The sequence below is a fragment of the Priestia sp. USM5 genome (genome assembly GCF_058323215.1).
On record NZ_JBSGKN010000001.1, the window covers coordinates 4268411 to 4283279 of the forward strand.

17 protein-coding genes and 1 riboswitch are annotated in these 14869 nt (G+C 38.2%); of the genes, 6 read left to right on the plus strand and 11 right to left on the minus strand.

The window, feature by feature from the left end:
* Window positions 1–4: 4 nt before the first annotated feature.
* Both ACWATA_RS22470 and cax read right to left on the minus strand, forming a co-directional pair.
* Window positions 5–805 carry a YfkD famly protein gene (locus ACWATA_RS22470; RefSeq protein ID WP_028412446.1) on the minus strand — a complete coding sequence of 267 codons (801 nt, stop codon included), beginning with the start codon at window positions 803–805 and terminating at the stop codon, window positions 5–7.
* A gap of 140 nt (window positions 806–945) precedes the next feature.
* On the minus strand, window positions 946–2001 hold the full coding sequence (gene cax, locus ACWATA_RS22475) for a calcium/proton exchanger (RefSeq protein WP_034263745.1): 1056 nt from the start codon (window positions 1999–2001) through the stop codon (window positions 946–948).
* A 200-nt stretch (window positions 2002–2201) separates the two neighbouring features.
* On the opposite strand from cax, the gene ACWATA_RS22480 reads away from it, so the two are divergent.
* On the plus strand, window positions 2202–2615 hold the full coding sequence (locus tag ACWATA_RS22480) for a pyridoxamine 5'-phosphate oxidase family protein (protein ID WP_034263743.1): 414 nt from the start codon (window positions 2202–2204) through the stop codon (window positions 2613–2615).
* Window positions 2616–2634: 19 nt separating this feature from the next.
* Here ACWATA_RS22480 and ACWATA_RS22485 read toward each other — a convergent pair whose 3' ends face one another.
* The 3 genes from ACWATA_RS22485 to ACWATA_RS22495 all read right to left on the minus strand — a co-directional run bounded on the left by ACWATA_RS22485 (window position 2635) and on the right by ACWATA_RS22495 (window position 4194).
* Entirely contained in the window at window positions 2635–3018 is a 384-nt protein-coding gene (locus ACWATA_RS22485; RefSeq protein WP_034263756.1) for an OsmC family protein, read from the minus strand.
* Between the two features lie 206 nt (window positions 3019–3224).
* Window positions 3225–3713 (minus strand): phenolic acid decarboxylase, encoded by a 489-nt coding sequence (gene padC / locus ACWATA_RS22490; protein WP_168761408.1) that lies wholly within the window; start codon window positions 3711–3713, stop codon window positions 3225–3227.
* 25 nt (window positions 3714–3738) lie between these two features.
* On the minus strand, window positions 3739–4194 hold the full coding sequence (locus tag ACWATA_RS22495) for a DUF3237 domain-containing protein (RefSeq protein ID WP_028412450.1): 456 nt from the start codon (window positions 4192–4194) through the stop codon (window positions 3739–3741).
* 181 nt (window positions 4195–4375) lie between these two features.
* Here ACWATA_RS22495 and ACWATA_RS22500 point away from each other — a divergent pair, with 181 nt between their 5' ends.
* Entirely contained in the window at window positions 4376–5560 is a 1185-nt protein-coding gene (locus ACWATA_RS22500; protein WP_098999466.1) for an MFS transporter, read from the plus strand.
* Window positions 5561–5574: 14 nt separating this feature from the next.
* Here ACWATA_RS22500 and ACWATA_RS22505 read toward each other — a convergent pair whose 3' ends face one another.
* The gene (locus ACWATA_RS22505) at window positions 5575–6504 is read right to left on the minus strand and encodes a cation diffusion facilitator family transporter (RefSeq protein ID WP_165635416.1); all 930 of its coding nucleotides are present in this window, start codon (window positions 6502–6504) and stop codon (window positions 5575–5577) included.
* A gap of 15 nt (window positions 6505–6519) precedes the next feature.
* A complete protein-coding gene (locus ACWATA_RS22510; RefSeq protein ID WP_034267028.1) occupies window positions 6520–6837 on the minus strand; it encodes an ArsR/SmtB family transcription factor in 318 nt (105 codons plus the stop codon).
* 208 nt (window positions 6838–7045) lie between these two features.
* Between ACWATA_RS22510 and ACWATA_RS22515 the strand changes: the two genes are divergently transcribed.
* Together ACWATA_RS22515 and ACWATA_RS22520 are read left to right on the plus strand one after the other, a co-directional pair.
* Window positions 7046–7195, plus strand: coding sequence for a BH0509 family protein (locus tag ACWATA_RS22515; protein WP_013055132.1), 150 nt, complete (start codon window positions 7046–7048; stop codon window positions 7193–7195).
* A gap of 225 nt (window positions 7196–7420) precedes the next feature.
* Window positions 7421–9340, plus strand: coding sequence for a heavy metal translocating P-type ATPase (locus ACWATA_RS22520; protein ID WP_049162765.1), 1920 nt, complete (start codon window positions 7421–7423; stop codon window positions 9338–9340).
* A gap of 229 nt (window positions 9341–9569) precedes the next feature.
* Here the strand turns inward: ACWATA_RS22520 and ACWATA_RS22525 are convergent, their stop codons facing one another.
* Genes ACWATA_RS22525 through ACWATA_RS22535 form a run of 3 tightly spaced genes read right to left on the minus strand, consistent with a single transcriptional unit; the run spans window position 9570 to window position 11275 of the window.
* Window positions 9570–10409, minus strand: coding sequence for a YihY/virulence factor BrkB family protein (locus ACWATA_RS22525; protein ID WP_034267022.1), 840 nt, complete (start codon window positions 10407–10409; stop codon window positions 9570–9572).
* A 14-nt stretch (window positions 10410–10423) separates the two neighbouring features.
* Entirely contained in the window at window positions 10424–10762 is a 339-nt protein-coding gene (locus tag ACWATA_RS22530) for a YtxH domain-containing protein (protein ID WP_098112305.1), read from the minus strand.
* A gap of 39 nt (window positions 10763–10801) precedes the next feature.
* The gene (locus tag ACWATA_RS22535) at window positions 10802–11275 is read right to left on the minus strand and encodes a low molecular weight protein-tyrosine-phosphatase (protein WP_098112304.1); all 474 of its coding nucleotides are present in this window, start codon (window positions 11273–11275) and stop codon (window positions 10802–10804) included.
* A gap of 176 nt (window positions 11276–11451) precedes the next feature.
* Between ACWATA_RS22535 and ACWATA_RS22540 the strand changes: the two genes are divergently transcribed.
* Together ACWATA_RS22540 and ade are read left to right on the plus strand one after the other, a co-directional pair.
* A complete protein-coding gene (locus tag ACWATA_RS22540; protein WP_013055127.1) occupies window positions 11452–11679 on the plus strand; it encodes a DUF1128 domain-containing protein in 228 nt (75 codons plus the stop codon).
* Between the two features lie 182 nt (window positions 11680–11861).
* A riboswitch (purine riboswitch) is annotated at window positions 11862–11963 on the plus strand.
* An 83-nt stretch (window positions 11964–12046) separates the two neighbouring features.
* Window positions 12047–13783 (plus strand): adenine deaminase, encoded by a 1737-nt coding sequence (gene ade, locus ACWATA_RS22545; RefSeq protein WP_047751737.1) that lies wholly within the window; start codon window positions 12047–12049, stop codon window positions 13781–13783.
* A gap of 238 nt (window positions 13784–14021) precedes the next feature.
* Here the strand turns inward: ade and ACWATA_RS22550 are convergent, their stop codons facing one another.
* Window positions 14022–14765 carry a CAP domain-containing protein gene (locus tag ACWATA_RS22550; protein ID WP_154974108.1) on the minus strand — a complete coding sequence of 248 codons (744 nt, stop codon included), beginning with the start codon at window positions 14763–14765 and terminating at the stop codon, window positions 14022–14024.
* Window positions 14766–14869 lie beyond the last annotated feature (104 nt).

A 14869-nucleotide genomic window follows, 5' to 3' on the forward strand; every position in this document is an offset into this window, starting at 1 on the left:
TTTGTTATCTCGGCTGATCGTAAGCCCCGAAACTTAAGGAGACATAATCTTGTACTGGAATCCATGCTCCAATTCCTTGAGACGTTACATTTCTCACCACAATTGAACGCTTGCTGCCTTTTACCGTTACATATACTTCCCCATACGTTACTTTTCCCTTTTCACTTACAGCAGGCGTGTACGCATAGAGATAACCTACTTTTTTAGGAGCTACGTTATACACCTGGTCTTTTTTCGTTCCGGCACCTACAAACGTTTGAAATGATAAAGTGAGCTTTGTTTTTTTAGCTGCTTCAATTAGCATCATTTGTTTAACATGATCAGGCTGAGGCACTTTTGCCGTTAATCCGCCTTTTACATGGCTTTGATTTTCCTGACTGTACATCATTTTGTACTGAGTTTTTCCTGCTCTGTTATCATAATGATTCGTATTGATTCGCTGGTGCTGCCAGTTAACGTTTGTTTCTGTTGATTCATAATTTAACGGCCACTGTCCTAAAAAAATGGTTGCTCTGAATCCAATTGCCCATGGAGTTTTAGAAATGTTTGATTCATTTAATATACGAATTAAATCAGGGTTTTCAATTTTTACATTTGACGTTTCAATGAGCTCTTTTGTGAACTCACTCGGCTGCAAATAAGGCGTGTCTTGACTAGCATTTGGATACGTATTTTCTTTTGAAATATTTAAAGCTGAAGAAGGCACGTTGATGGTAGGCTGAGCTGTTTTTGCAATGGCGATCTTCGTTGAACATGAAAACGAAATAATGATGGTAAACACAAATAAAAGCAATTTACGTAACATCTAGAAACTCCTTTCAACATCGTTAATGAATGCAACCATAGTTTTTTCAAACATCCCCTGTTTTATCCTGAATACCAAAAGGGAAATTCTTCTATTCACTCACAAAAAAGAAACGTCCACATAAAGTGAACGTTTCTTTTTTAAATGAGATAAAAACCAATTCCCATAATAATATAAGCACCTAAAAGAGTTGCGCCTTCAAACCAGTTTGTATCTCCGTCATTAGAAATCGCAATCGTTAAAAATACGGCTGTTACCATCGCAATCAACTCAGGCCAAGTAAAAACAAGAGACATTTGGCTTTCGAACATTAGCGAAACAAGTACTAATATTGGTGCTACAAACATCGCTACTTGTAAAGTTGATCCAACAGCAATTTCAACAGCTACACCCATGCGATTTTTAACGGCCATAATAATAGCGGAAGCATGCTCTGCCGCGTTCCCAACAATCGCTACAATGATGACCCCGATAAACAGCTCACTCCAGCCAAAGCTTTCCGAGACAATTTCGATTGTACTTACCAAGCTTTCGGATACATAAGCCACCGCTAACGTAGACAAAAAGAGAACCGCAATCGCTTTCCACATTGACCACTCTGGCTCCTCATGTTCTTCCACTTCTTCACTTTTATGCTGATACACGCCTCGATGCGTGACCAGCTTAAAGAATAACGCCGCTAAGTATAAGATGATGAGAATAATGGAAATTCCGACACTTAGAGACATGGTCTTCGCTTCGTCCATTTCGCTAGCAAACACTTCAGGAATAACAAACGCAACGATAACGGCAAAGATCAATAATCCAGAATTATGTCTTGCATCATAGACATTAAATTCTTGACGCTTAAATTTAAGTCCCCCGATAAAGAATGAAAGACCGCCTACAAGAAGGAGATTTCCTAATACAGAACCGGTTAACGATGCAAGCACCACGGCTGTAAGGCCTTCTTTTAAAGCAAAAATCGAAATGATTAATTCTACAGCGTTACCAAAGGTAGCATTCAATAGACCGCCTATTCGAGGACCAGCTACAACAGCTAAGCTCTCTGTAGCTCTTCCCATAAAAGCTGCGAGGGCAATGATTGTTAAACAGTAAATAATAAACATAAGAACATCTGACCAGTGCATCATGTGCCCAATAACAGATAGCGGCACCCCAAGAATAACCGCTATCAGAAAAATCCGATTGATCATCGATATGTACACCTACCTTATTCATTTTTTGACAACAAAATCAATCATATCAAATTAATGGAATTTGTATAGACTCACCGTCAATGTTAGTATTTTTAACCTATTTTTATAAATGATAAACCTCTAATTGATTTTTGATTAAGATATTTAAAAATCAGCCAAACTACCAAGGATAATGAGATAGAATGAGGAGTGAAAAAATGAGTAATGATGTAAAAAATCAAATTTTATCGGTACTGGATGACTATACAATCGGAACGTTAGCTACGATTCAAGATGGAAAACCTTATTCACGCTTTATGATGTTTTTTCATGAAGATCTTGTGCTTTACACCGCCACCAATAAAGATACCCACAAAGTCGAAGAACTAGAAAAAAACCCTTACGTTCATATTTTGTTAGGCTATGATGGGCAAGGTTGGAGTGATCCGTATGTAGAGGTAGAAGCCAAAGTAAATGTAGAAACAAACGAAGAGTTAAAAAAGAAATTTTGGAATGAAAAGTTAAAAGAGTGGATTAAAAGTCCAGATGACCCAAATTTTTTGCTTCTTCAGCTGACTCCTGAACGCATGCGCTATTTTGATAAAGCCGGAAGCAAACCAAAAGAAATATAAAAGTGGACGATGTCCACTTTTATTTTATTTCGAAGGTTTCTGTCACTTCTATACTGTCAATAACCGACTGTAGCATTGAACAATTTTTTCGGGCTAGCTCAATCGATTTTTCAATTTTGTCTAATGGCAGGTCTTTTCCCGTGATGATATAGTGCAAATGAATTTTTTCGATTCGCCCCGCTTTTTCATCATTGCGCGTTACATCAGCTTGGATGCGTAAATCGGAAAAAGCGATTCTTTTTTTCTCTAGAATCTTTCTTAACACGCCTCCGCTGCACACGGCAATGGATGATGTCATTAGCTGATACGGACGAAAGCCATGCTCTTCATCTCCGGCGATATGTAGCTCTCCATAAGGAAAATCTGTCGTAAACCCCGCCTCTTTTTTCATGTTAAATTCCATTTTCTTCACTCCTTTCCTTCATTATAAACCGTTTTTTATATAACCAACTACTCTCACTATAGATCACTTGTTACACCGCGGTTTATTTCCGGGCACCATCACAATAAAAAAATCCGAACGAAGTTGATTCTTGATCAAGAATCAACTTCGTTCGGATCTTCCTTCAACTAATATACTTTTGTCCTAGCCTTTTGTATGACTCCGTATTAAATTAATTTTCCAGCGCGAATATCATCCGTCATTCCTTCGTAAGGCGCTTGAGCGATAACTTCCTCATTGTTTACTCCGACATTTTTGATGAATGTAATGTCAGCAAATTCGGGAACCACGTATTTCGGATATGTTTCGTATTTTTCACGGGATTCATGCATTAAATCAAGATAATCATTTTGATAGCACACGGTAATTTCAGGATGTTCATGTACCCATTTTGGGAAGAAAATAATTCCGTGCATGCGTTTTTCATTAGGCATAAAGTTCAAAGATACATCTGTCCCCGTTGGTTCAGTCCAAGATACTTTATATACACCTTCTGTTAATTTCACAATATCTACTTTTTGGTCACGAACCCATCGTCCTGCCACCATTCCGCTATGAATACGATAATCGATTGTATTTTCGTTTTTAATATAGATTTCATATTCCCATCCGTTTTCGTATGTGTAAATCATATGATTTCCAATAAATTTTTCCATGTCTATACCTCTCCTTTGATTTGATTTATAAAACTTCGTATATGTCTAGCACAACGCTTTCTGGGTTTCTTACAGCAGCGCCTATAAACATGCGGTCCTGTAACCACTTATACTTTGCACTTCCAGTTTCAAAGACAGGAATCGTACGAAAGTAAACGTGCTCTGGAGGTATAATTTCACCTTCAGCAGCCTGTTCTCTAAACTCTTCACTAACCTGACGTATTCCATTGTTTTCAATATAAATAAGTTCATCATCTTCTGTTTGAATGACATATCGTGCAGATAAATCGACGCGGCCATCCCAACGAATAATTTGAGAATCCGCTCCACTTGGAAGAATTAAGCCTTTTATTTCCCCGTCTGCAGTACCTGACTTAATGGGAATAAACTGTTTTTTTCCTAATCCTGTATGACCAATAACGACGGGTGTACCAACATTAATTGTGAATGTTGCTATTTTCTTCAGCCCTGGTTCTATCATAGCAATCACCTCTTAATTGCAAATAAAAACATGTAAATATTTACACGTTTTATTCTACTCCCCTTACATAAAGATGTCAAATGGACAGCACGGCCTGTTTATATCCTTGTCAATAAAGCGTTTTCCTTGTACGATTAAACAGTTGGATTGACAAAATATAGATAAAAAGAGGTTAAATGCTATGGGTGCTACTCATCAACAACGTTTCTGGATTTTAGTTAGCCTTGTCGCCATTTCTGGATTCAGCCAAGGCATGCTGCTGCCTTTAATTGCTATTATTTTTGAGAAAGATGGTCTTTCCTCTACTATAAACGGATTAAACGCAACTGGATTGTACCTGGGCATCTTATTTATTTCTCCTTTCATGGAAGCGCCGCTTCGCAGATACGGATACAAGCCAATTATCGCAGCAGGAGGACTTTTAGTTATTGTATCTTTAGCTTTGTTTCCCCTGTGGAAATCTGTTGTATTTTGGTTTGTGCTCCGTTTATTTATTGGAATAGGAGATCACGCGCTGCACTTTGGAACTCAAACGTGGATTACATCGTCTTCCCCTGCTGATAAAAGAGGTAGAAACATTTCACTGTATGGGCTCTTTTTTGGTATTGGTTTTGCTGTTGGTCCTTTAATGACGCCGTTAATTGAAATTAATCAAGCGCTGCCTTTTATGATTTCTTCTGCTCTATGTCTTCTAACGTGGGTATTTTTATTTTTGATAAAAAATGAATTTCCCCTTCAGGGAGTTGAGGTTAATTCATTAAAAGAAACGGCTAAGCGATTTTCTAAAGCGGCTAAATATGCTTGGATTGCTTTTTTACCGCCTTTTGGATATGGTTTTTTAGAGTCATCACTGAACGGCAGCTTTCCTGTATACGGTTTACGAATTGGATTGCAAGTAGAGTTTATTTCACTGCTGCTGACTTCCTTTGCAGTTGGAGCTATTGTGTTTCAGCTTCCTCTTGGCATACTGAGCGATAAATTCGGACGGAAATTGGTATTAGGATGGATTTTATCAATTGGAGCCGTGACTTTTTTTACAGCAAGTCTCTTGGAAGACACCGCTATTCCATTAGTAGCGTGTTTATTTATAGCAGGCATGGTTGTAGGTTCTACGTTTAGTTTAGGAATCAGCTATATGACGGATTTGATTCCTACTCGTCTGCTTCCTACAGGTAATTTACTATGCGGCATTGCTTTTAGTATCGGAAGCCTTGCCGGTCCTTACATAGGCGGTACTTTTATTCAGTTCTTTCATCATGTCAGCTTTTTTAATATTATTAGCGGGATGCTTGGCTTTATTTTTATCCTTCTTTTTGTATTCGGACAAAAAATGCCTATGCAGCAAAAAACAAGCGAGAACTTATAAGTTCTCGCTTGTTTTTAAACTTTTAGCGTCCGGTGCTGAAGAGCTGATTTTTCAATTTGTATCGTCGTATGCTCAATACCACAGTGATCGTGTACTAAATCAATGGCTTTTTGCAAAATCTGCTGACAATCTTTTTCATCTTCTACGCGCATATGACAGCTCAATGAGTCCAGTCCTGAAGTAATCGTCCAGATGTGTAAATCATGCACATCTTTGACTCCTTCAATGTTTTCAAGAAGGTTTTTTATTTCACTGTGATCCACTCCTTCAGGAGAGCCTTCCATCAAAATATGAACGCTATGAGCAAGCACGCCCCAAGCGCTTTTTAAAATTAATACAGACACAACTACAGAAATAATCGGATCAGCAATATACCATCCAAACAGCATCATAAGAAGTCCCGCTACAATAGCTCCAATAGACCCTAAAGCATCTCCCAATACGTGTAAGTAAGCGCTGCGCAAATTTACATTTCCTTTTACATCGCCTTGTCTCATAAGTGACCATGCGCTGATTAAATTAGCGATTAAACCAACAGCAGCAATCAGCATCATGCTGCCGCTTGCTACAGACTGCGGCTCCAGTACGCGCTGATAGGCTTCATAAATGATAAACCCTGCTATTACAAACAGTGCCACTCCGTTAAAAAGAGCCGCTAATATTTCAAAACGATAATAACCGTACGTTTTTTTAGCCGACGCAGCTCGGTTAGCAAACCATATGGCTACGAGGCTAAGAGCAAGTGAGCTTGTATCAGACAGCATGTGTCCGCTATCGGATAATAGCGCTAAACTATTTGTAAAAAGCCCTCCGACAAACTCAAGAACCATAATACCCGCGGTGATAATTAGTGCAATTAACAGACCTTTTTTGTTGCCTTCACGCTGTGTATCAAAATGGTGATGATGACCATGATGATGATGGTGGTGATGATCATGACTCATGCAAAGCCCCTCCTTCTAATCGTTATGTGCGCATTCTACGTGCTGAATCACTTGATGCAGTATTCCAACCACGTGTTCATCATCGTACGTATAGAAATACGTATTCCCTTCACGGCGATATTTTACTAAACGTAAATGACGCAAGTGAGTTAACTGATGTGAAATAGCTGATTGTGAAACACCAAGCACTTCAACCATATGACCGACTGAACACTCTTCTTGAAATAGCAAATAGAGAATCTTCATTCTCGTAGGATCTGAAATAGCTTTTAGTATTCTTGATGCTTCTTCTACTGTTTGAGGTGATAAAAACGAATGTTCATCTTTTTTCATAACATCTCTCCGTTCATTATATGCAAGTATATGAGCATATGTTCATATATAAATTATAAAATACCTTTTTCTCTATAGTCAATTATTTACGTCTTTCAAAATTTTTTTGCCTATTTTAAAAAAAAATCCACACAAAATACTTTTTCTGTTATATAATACAATTAAATATAATAAACTGTATTAAAACAGATGGAGAGGAGAATAATAAATGAGCAGACAAGAACGTAAAAACATGATTACATTTATTGAAACAATGAAGGGGATTGACCGTGAAACCTTAATGTACATGACGGATGCCGATATCGAGCACATTTACACTTCCGCTTATAAATATTATGAAGAGCATTTAGATATGTAGTACGTTTTTTACAGAATGCAGACGTCCAGCTGCATTCTGTTTTTATTTTTTAAGCATTAGTTGTTACCTACTTGCTTGTTCCGTGCTATACTATACTAAATATCCCAATTCAAAAGATAATAAATGGAAAAAGTGTGCTGCTATCGCTGAGATGGCAGCTTTCGTGCTTTTTTAGGGGTAATGATTGTGATTATTTTTCTCAATTATCGTTCAAGGAGGATTTGTATGGAAAATGCGTTACCTAAAAAACAAGAACAAACGCCGCAAACATCTTCTGCTGTCAACGTATTAAAAACACATGGTGAACTCATTGCTGCACTGTTGAGCGGAGTGCTTATTTTAGCCGGCTGGCTGATTTCAAAACAGCAGGATACAGCTGTATCTATTACGCTCTTTGTATTAGCTTATGTGATAGGTGGATTTGCTAAAGCAAAAGAAGGCATTGAAGAAACGATTGAAAATAAAGAATTAAACGTCGAAATGCTAATGATTATTGCGGCCATTGGAGCGGCTGTAATTGGCTACTGGACAGAAGGTGCTATGCTTATTTTCATTTTTGCACTAAGCGGTGCATTAGAAACGTACACCATGAATAAAAGCAACCGAGAAATTAGCGCCTTAATGAATTTGCAGCCGCAAGAAGCAACGCGGCTGATTGGAGACCAAGAAGAAATTGTCTCCATTTCAGATTTACAAATCGGAGACTTGCTGTTAGTTAAGCCGGGTGAACGAGTGCCGTCCGATGGTATTGTTGTCTCAGGTCAAACAACGATTGATCAGGCGGCTATTACGGGTGAATCTGTCCCTGTACTAAAACAGCTCGAAGATGAAGTATTCGCGGGCACGGTGAATGTGAAAGGCGCCATTACCATTAAAATGACAAAGCCAAGTGCTGAGACGCTGTTTCAAAAGATCATTCAACTTGTTCAAACGGCTCAAAGTGAAAAGTCTCCTTCTCAATTGTTTATCGAACGATTTGAAGGCACATACGTAAAAATTGTTCTATCGGTTGTGGCAGTTATGCTGTTTCTCCCCCACTATGTGCTTGGATGGAGCTGGACTGAGACATTTTACCGAGCAATGATTCTCTTAGTTGTAGCGTCTCCTTGCGCCCTAGTTGCATCTATCACCCCTGCTTCGCTGTCTGCTATTTCAAACGGAGCAAAAAAAGGAATTTTGTTCAAAGGCGGCGTGCATTTGGAAAGGTTAAGCCATTTAAGCGCAATTGCTTTTGACAAAACAGGCACGTTAACAAAAGGAAAGCCAGAAGTGACAAATGTTATTGTACGTTCTGATATAAACGAACAGGAATTTCTTATTAAAATAGCATCAATTGAACGTCAGTCTAATCATCCGCTTGCTCAATCCATTGTTGACTTTGTGAAAAACAAGCAGGAATTGACGCTCGTTCAGCCAGATTCACTTGAAGACGTTCCCGGATACGGTGTGATTGGGTCTCTTCAAGGAGATACGTGGAAGATAGGAAAAGCAGATTTTGTAGGTAAAGAAGAAGCAGCTGAATTTGAAAATGGTATTTCATCTACGCTTGCCAGTGAAGGAAAAACGATTGTGTACGCAAAAGACCAGCATGGTATTGTGGGATTGCTTGCGCTAAAAGACGTTGTACGAACAGAAGCTGTAGAAGCTGTTAAATCTCTGAAAGAGCAGGGTATTCATACCGTCATGATTACAGGAGACAGCGAAAAAACAGCCGAGGCCATTTCAAAAGAATGTGCCGTCGATGAATACATTGCAGAATGCTTGCCTGAAGCGAAAGTAGATAAAATTAAAGCGTTAAAAGAAAAATTCCCTACCGTTTCAATGGTGGGAGATGGGATTAACGATGCACCTGCTCTGGCTACTGCTAACGTTGGAGTAGCTATGGGAGAAGGAACGGATGTGGCACTTGAAACGGCAGATATTGTTTTAATGAAAAATGATTTATCAAAAATTTCGGATGCAGTAGCTCTTTCCAGACGAATGAACTCAATTGTGAAGCAAAACGTTATTTTTTCTATTGCCGTCATCTTTTTATTAATTTGTTCGAATTTTTTCCAAGTGCTTGATATGCCATTTGGTGTTATTGGTCACGAAGGCAGCACCATTTTAGTTATCTTAAATGGCCTTCGCTTGCTAAAATCTTAACGAAAAAAAGCCTAACGTATTTGTTAGGCTTTTTATTATGGAAATCGATGCCTTAATGGTAACCGTTTTGTCCATTTTGGCTGTTGCTTGTTTTATGCTTTGGCTGGCTCTTTTTATTTTGCTTTGTATTGCTTCCGTCTTTTTTTGTATGCTTTGTCATGATGTAAAACCTCCCTTTCACTTTGTTAGTATGCTCATATCTTGCGAATGATTTCATCCCAATTTGTGACTATGAAGATTTGACTCGGCGGTCGTAGAAAATAGCGTTAATTTCTCCTCCAATAACGATAATCATCCCCGATAGGTACAGCCAAATAAGCAAGATAATAATTCCGCCCAAGCTTCCATATGTAGCCGTATAGTTATTGAAATGATTGACGTAGTACGCAAATAGCATCGATACCACTGTCCATCCGACCGTAGCAAAAGCCGCTCCTTTTACAACATTTCGAATCAGCAGCTTTTTATTAGGAGCAAAGTAATACAACCCCGTAAAAACAGTAAACAAAATGAGACCGCTGATAATCCAGCGGGAAGCAGACCATAAAGCGAGAAAAGTTTCTGAAAATCCAAACGTAGACGATAAATAAAGACCAATCATATGACCAAAAACAGGAAGTAAAAGCGCTACAATAATAACAAATATCATCGCAAAAGTAAGGAGAACTGCCATGCCTCTCGCCACTAAAAACGGCCGATTTTCTTGTACGTGATACGCTCGGTTAAATGCCCTTACGATCGCATTAATTCCATTTGAAGCAGACCACATCGTGGCAATGATACCAAAGGACAATAGTTTTTCATTATGAGAACCAATGATATGAGAAACGTTGCTTTCAATCATGTGCAGCGTTTGCTGTGGTGCTACATTTTCGACCAAGTCAAGCAGATCTGTTGATTCCAATGGCAAAAATCCAATCAGCGTAATTAAGAAAATTAAAAAAGGAAATAGCGAGAGCAGCAAATAATAAGCCAATTCAGCTGATAAGCTGGGCAGCTCATCTCGATGAATGCGGCCCATGAGTTCTTTGCCAAACTTTACGATGTTATTTATGTATATTCCAGCCATATGTGCCTCCTTATTTATTTTTGTTCATCACCATACTTCTCTACAAATGCTTCTTTTGTATCGTTTACAATTTCCATCACCTGAGGGGTTGTTTCTTTTAACTTTTCTACTTTTCCTGCTACAAATGATACATCTTCAGAAACTTGCTCAATGGTCGTACGGATCGTTTCATATTTCTCTTTCACAGTATCCGTTACAAGTTCAGGATGCTGAATAAGAGTCGTTGTTTTGTCTTTCAATTTTTTACTTCCTTGAATAACGGAACTTCTGGTTTCTTTATCAAATAAAGAAACAGCTCCTCCTATAATTGCTCCAATGACCATACCTTCTACTAGCTTATTTCGTTTACCCATTTGTCGTTTCTCCTCCGTTTTTTATTTTTTTAGTATCACTTATTCCGAGAAATGCTTCTCTATAATTTCGTCTAAAAGCGCCTTGCATCCTTCTTGAACTAAGTCATATACTTCGTCAAAATTTCCCGTGAAATAAGGATCAGGCACATCTTCAATATGTAAACCAGGCACAAAATCCAAAAGTCTTGCAATATAACCTGTTTTAGTATGTCCAGCCATTCTTCTCAGATTTCCTACATTTTCGACATCCATTCCAATAATATAATGAAATTTAGCTACATCCTCTTGAATCACTTGTCTTGCTGTTTGCCCTTTAAAATCAATGTTGTTTTTCGTTAAAATAGATTGCGTCCCTTCATGAGGAGGATTTCCTTTGTGCCAGCCTCCTGTGCCTGCAGAATCTACGTGAATTTGTCCTTGTAGCCCTTTTTTCTTCACCATATCTTTAAAGACCGCTTCTGCCATGGGTGAACGACAAATATTTCCCAAACAAACGAATAATACGTTAATCATAGTCTCGACTCCTTTCCCTTATTACAAACATTATATACAATCATTTTTAAACTAAAAAATAGTTTTCTTTTATTTATATCGTTTCCACTCTTCTGTGGATAAGAACCTGACATAAAAGTGTTCACACGATAAAAACATGTTACAATAAAAAAAACGCAACTGGAAGGATGAACAAAGTGGATTTATCAGTAAAATCTCCAGAGAATATTAAACATATGGTCGATAGCATCAGTGAAAAATTGCGCATGCTAAATATCGGAGCAATTAAAGCCGAAGCTTTTGACGAAGAAATGTATGAAGACTTAAAGTACTTATACGATATGGTAATGAGAAAAGATTCTTTTAGCCCAAGTGAAATGCAAGCGATCGCGGAAGAATTAGGTACACTGCGTAAACAAGCTTAATGACACCTCCGTCAATGACTAATAGCCATTGACGGTTTTTTCTACATTTTTTTCTATACATGAATGCTGCACCTTTTAGCGAGCAAATAAGAGTTAAATCGTTTACATACACATAGATGAAATATTCCCAAAAATCTTTCTTTTTTATTAGGAATTGACGTTTTTATTATTTGTCTATAGAATGTATCGAAATACCTAAAGCTCGTATAGTCTTGGAAATAGGGTCCAAGAGTTTCTACCGAACTACCGTAAATAGTTGGACTACGAGGGTTGAACATCATTCATACTGCATTTTTATTCTTCTTTATGTTCTCCCTTACATAGTCCTTCATTGTTATTCAGTTATACAATGAGAGGAGTCACATTCATGTCAAATACAAAAACAACATTAAAAAAACAGCTTGCTGTTGCCAATAAAAAAATACCTGCAGATCTTGTAGTGAAAAACGGGAAAATTATCGATGTCTTTACGCTTTCCATCATTGAAGCCGATATTGCGATTGCTGATGGAGTGATTGTTGGAATAGGTCAATACGATGGGAATAACGTCGTTGATGCAAAAGGAAAATACATTTCTCCTACGTTCATTGATGGACACGTTCACATTGAATCATCAATGGTTACACCTAAAGAGTTTTCAAAACTTCTTGTACCTAGAGGCGTCACAACTGTCGTAACGGATCCTCATGAAATTGCGAATGTTTCAGGGAAATCTGGTATTGAGTTTATGCTTCAAAACTCGGACTCCATTCCTTTAGACGTATTTGTGAACTTACCTTCAAGCGTGCCAGCAACTCCTTTTGAAAGCTCTGGAGCCGTCTTAAAAGCAGCTGACTTAGCGCCATTTTTCTCTCACTCTCGCGTGCTTGGATTAGCAGAAGTAATGGATTTCCCTGCTGTTCGAGATGGAGATGACGATATGCTCGATAAATTACAAGCAGCTAACGATGCAAACGGCGTAATTGATGGGCACGGCTCAGGGCTAGATGCCACGGGCGTTAACATTTATCGTACCGCTAATATTTCAACAGATCATGAATGCGTAACAGCAGAAGAAGCAATTGAACGTATTCAGCGCGGGATGTATGTTCTAATCCGCCAAGGTTCTGTTGCTAAAGATTTGAAACAATTGTTACCTGCTGTAAATGAACGCAACGCGCGCAGATTTTTATTCTGTACCGATGACAAACATCTAGATGATTTATTAACGGAAGGCTCTATTGATTACAATGTTCGTTTTGCTATTGAACTCGGGCTGGATCCGTTAATTGCGATTCAAATGGCTTCATTAAATGCCGCTGAATGCTACGGGTTAAAAGATAGAGGTGCGGTTGCTCCTGGTTACAAAGCTGATTTTATTCTGTTGGACGACTTAACCGATATATCTGCAGCACATGTTTATCAAAACGGAGAGCTCATTGCTGAAAATGGAGAGATGCTGTCTGTGCAAGAAGAACAAATTGATCTTCCGACAGAACTAATGAATTCTGTTCATTTGAAAGAGTTTTCTATTAACAAACTTACGATACCACTTCAGCACAATCGGGCTAATATTATTGAAATTAATCCAAACAGCCTGCTTACAAATCATATTGTAGAAGAAGTTCAAGTAAAGCAAAACGAATTTCAGCCTTCTGTAGAAAACGATCAGCTGAAAATGGCTGTTGTTGAGCGCCATCATCTAACAGGAAATATTGGTCTTGGGATCGTAAAAGGATTTCAGTTAAAAGACGGAGCGATCGCTACTACGATTGCTCACGATTCACATAATATCGTAGCCGTAGGAACAAATGATGAGGATTTAGCAAAAGCAATTGCGGCAATTGAAGAAATCGGCGGAGGTATTGTTATTGTAAAAGATAATGAAGTGATTGGTTCCCTCCCTCTTTCCATCGGAGGGTTAATGTCACCTCACCCTTACAATGAAGTAAATAGCTTACTTAAGCAGCTTCACGGGGCTCTTCATGAGCTTGATATTTCACAGAAATTCAACCCGCTGCTGACGTTATCTTTCTTAAGCTTGCCTGTTATCCCATGTCTAAAATTAACCGACAAAGGATTATTTAACGTAAAAGAATTCAAGCATATCCCCGTTCAAGCATAAAACAAAAAGGACTCTTTTGAGTCCTTTTTATTTATACCCTTTAGACGGCGTAGTTCGAGTTTTACGATTTTTATAATGACGATATCCTTCTTTTAAAAGGATGGGAAAAACAGCGACTAGAATTTTTTTTAATATACGTCCCAATGTAAGGCACTCCTTTACGTGTTCTTACTTTACTATACCCAAATTGGACAGCTAAAAACGCAAAAAAGAGCAGGTATATCCTGCTCTTTTTGTATTACTTACCGATAAATTGTTGAGTCCAGTACGTAGTATCACCTTTTACGTATCCAACACCAATTTCAGTGAAATCAGGGTTTAGAATATTTTTGCGGTGACCGTCACTATTCATCCAAGCATTCATTACATCTTCAGGAGATTGCTGACCTTTTGCAATGTTTTCACCTGCAGTTGTATATTCAATGCCGAATTGTTTCATCATATCAAATGGTGAACCATATGTTGGTGAATTGTGGTCAAAGTACCCTTTGTCCATCATATCTTTTGATTTAGTGCGTGCAACGTCACTTAATTTTTTGTTAAGTGTTAAAGGCTTTAAACCTTGTTTTTGACGTTCTTGGTTTACTAAATCTACTACTTTTTGTTCAAATTGACTAGCATCTTTTGTTTGCTCTGCTTTATCAGTATTTTCTGATTGTTGAGCTTTTGTGTTTTGCTGTGTTTGCTCCGGAGCTTTTGCTTCTTCACTTTGCTCTGGTGCTTGTGCTTGTTCCTGTGGAGCTTCTTCAGCTTGATCTGGTGCCTGTGTTTCTTGCTGTGGAGCTGCTTGAGCAGATTGTCCTTGAGCGTTAAATTTCTTTAATAGCTCGTCTACATTTATATTTTGTGCTGCTTGAGCATCTTTAATGGTAATTTGTTTTGGAGTGTTGCAATCAGGAGCTGCTGCATTTGCTTGTCCTGCTGTTAGTAATCCTAATGATACGGCACCTGCGACAGTGGCAATACGAAACCTTTTCTTCATGTTTGAAATCCTCCTATGTGATAATAAAGTTTTTTGTAAAACCGCAACGCATCTAAGCTTGTAGCAAGCCAACCTCGTGATGCATCCTCATTGTTGCACGAAAA

What these genes read in the sequence shown, in the direction of transcription:
- ACWATA_RS22510 (WP_034267028.1), bottom strand. Translation starts at nt 6,837, where the DNA reads ATGAAAAAAGATGAACATTCGTTTTTATCACCTCAAACAGTAGAAGAA.
- ACWATA_RS22530 (WP_098112305.1), bottom strand. Translation starts at nt 10,762, where the DNA reads ATGGGTAAACGAAATAAGCTAGTAGAAGGTATGGTCATTGGAGCAATT.
- ACWATA_RS22495 (WP_028412450.1), bottom strand. Translation starts at nt 4,194, where the DNA reads ATGATAGAACCAGGGCTGAAGAAAATAGCAACATTCACAATTAATGTT.
- ACWATA_RS22470 (WP_028412446.1), bottom strand. Translation starts at nt 805, where the DNA reads ATGTTACGTAAATTGCTTTTATTTGTGTTTACCATCATTATTTCGTTT.
- ACWATA_RS22485 (WP_034263756.1), bottom strand. Translation starts at nt 3,018, where the DNA reads ATGGAATTTAACATGAAAAAAGAGGCGGGGTTTACGACAGATTTTCCT.
- ACWATA_RS22515 (WP_013055132.1), top strand. Translation starts at nt 7,046, where the DNA reads ATGAGCAGACAAGAACGTAAAAACATGATTACATTTATTGAAACAATG.
- ade (WP_047751737.1), top strand. Translation starts at nt 12,047, where the DNA reads ATGTCAAATACAAAAACAACATTAAAAAAACAGCTTGCTGTTGCCAAT.
- ACWATA_RS22535 (WP_098112304.1), bottom strand. Translation starts at nt 11,275, where the DNA reads ATGATTAACGTATTATTCGTTTGTTTGGGAAATATTTGTCGTTCACCC.
- ACWATA_RS22480 (WP_034263743.1), top strand. Translation starts at nt 2,202, where the DNA reads ATGAGTAATGATGTAAAAAATCAAATTTTATCGGTACTGGATGACTAT.
- padC (WP_168761408.1), bottom strand. Translation starts at nt 3,713, where the DNA reads ATGGAAAAATTTATTGGAAATCATATGATTTACACATACGAAAACGGA.
- ACWATA_RS22550 (WP_154974108.1), bottom strand. Translation starts at nt 14,765, where the DNA reads ATGAAGAAAAGGTTTCGTATTGCCACTGTCGCAGGTGCCGTATCATTA.
- ACWATA_RS22525 (WP_034267022.1), bottom strand. Translation starts at nt 10,409, where the DNA reads ATGGCTGGAATATACATAAATAACATCGTAAAGTTTGGCAAAGAACTC.
- ACWATA_RS22520 (WP_049162765.1), top strand. Translation starts at nt 7,421, where the DNA reads ATGGAAAATGCGTTACCTAAAAAACAAGAACAAACGCCGCAAACATCT.
- ACWATA_RS22500 (WP_098999466.1), top strand. Translation starts at nt 4,376, where the DNA reads ATGGGTGCTACTCATCAACAACGTTTCTGGATTTTAGTTAGCCTTGTC.
- ACWATA_RS22505 (WP_165635416.1), bottom strand. Translation starts at nt 6,504, where the DNA reads ATGAGTCATGATCATCACCACCATCATCATCATGGTCATCATCACCAT.
- cax (WP_034263745.1), bottom strand. Translation starts at nt 2,001, where the DNA reads ATGATCAATCGGATTTTTCTGATAGCGGTTATTCTTGGGGTGCCGCTA.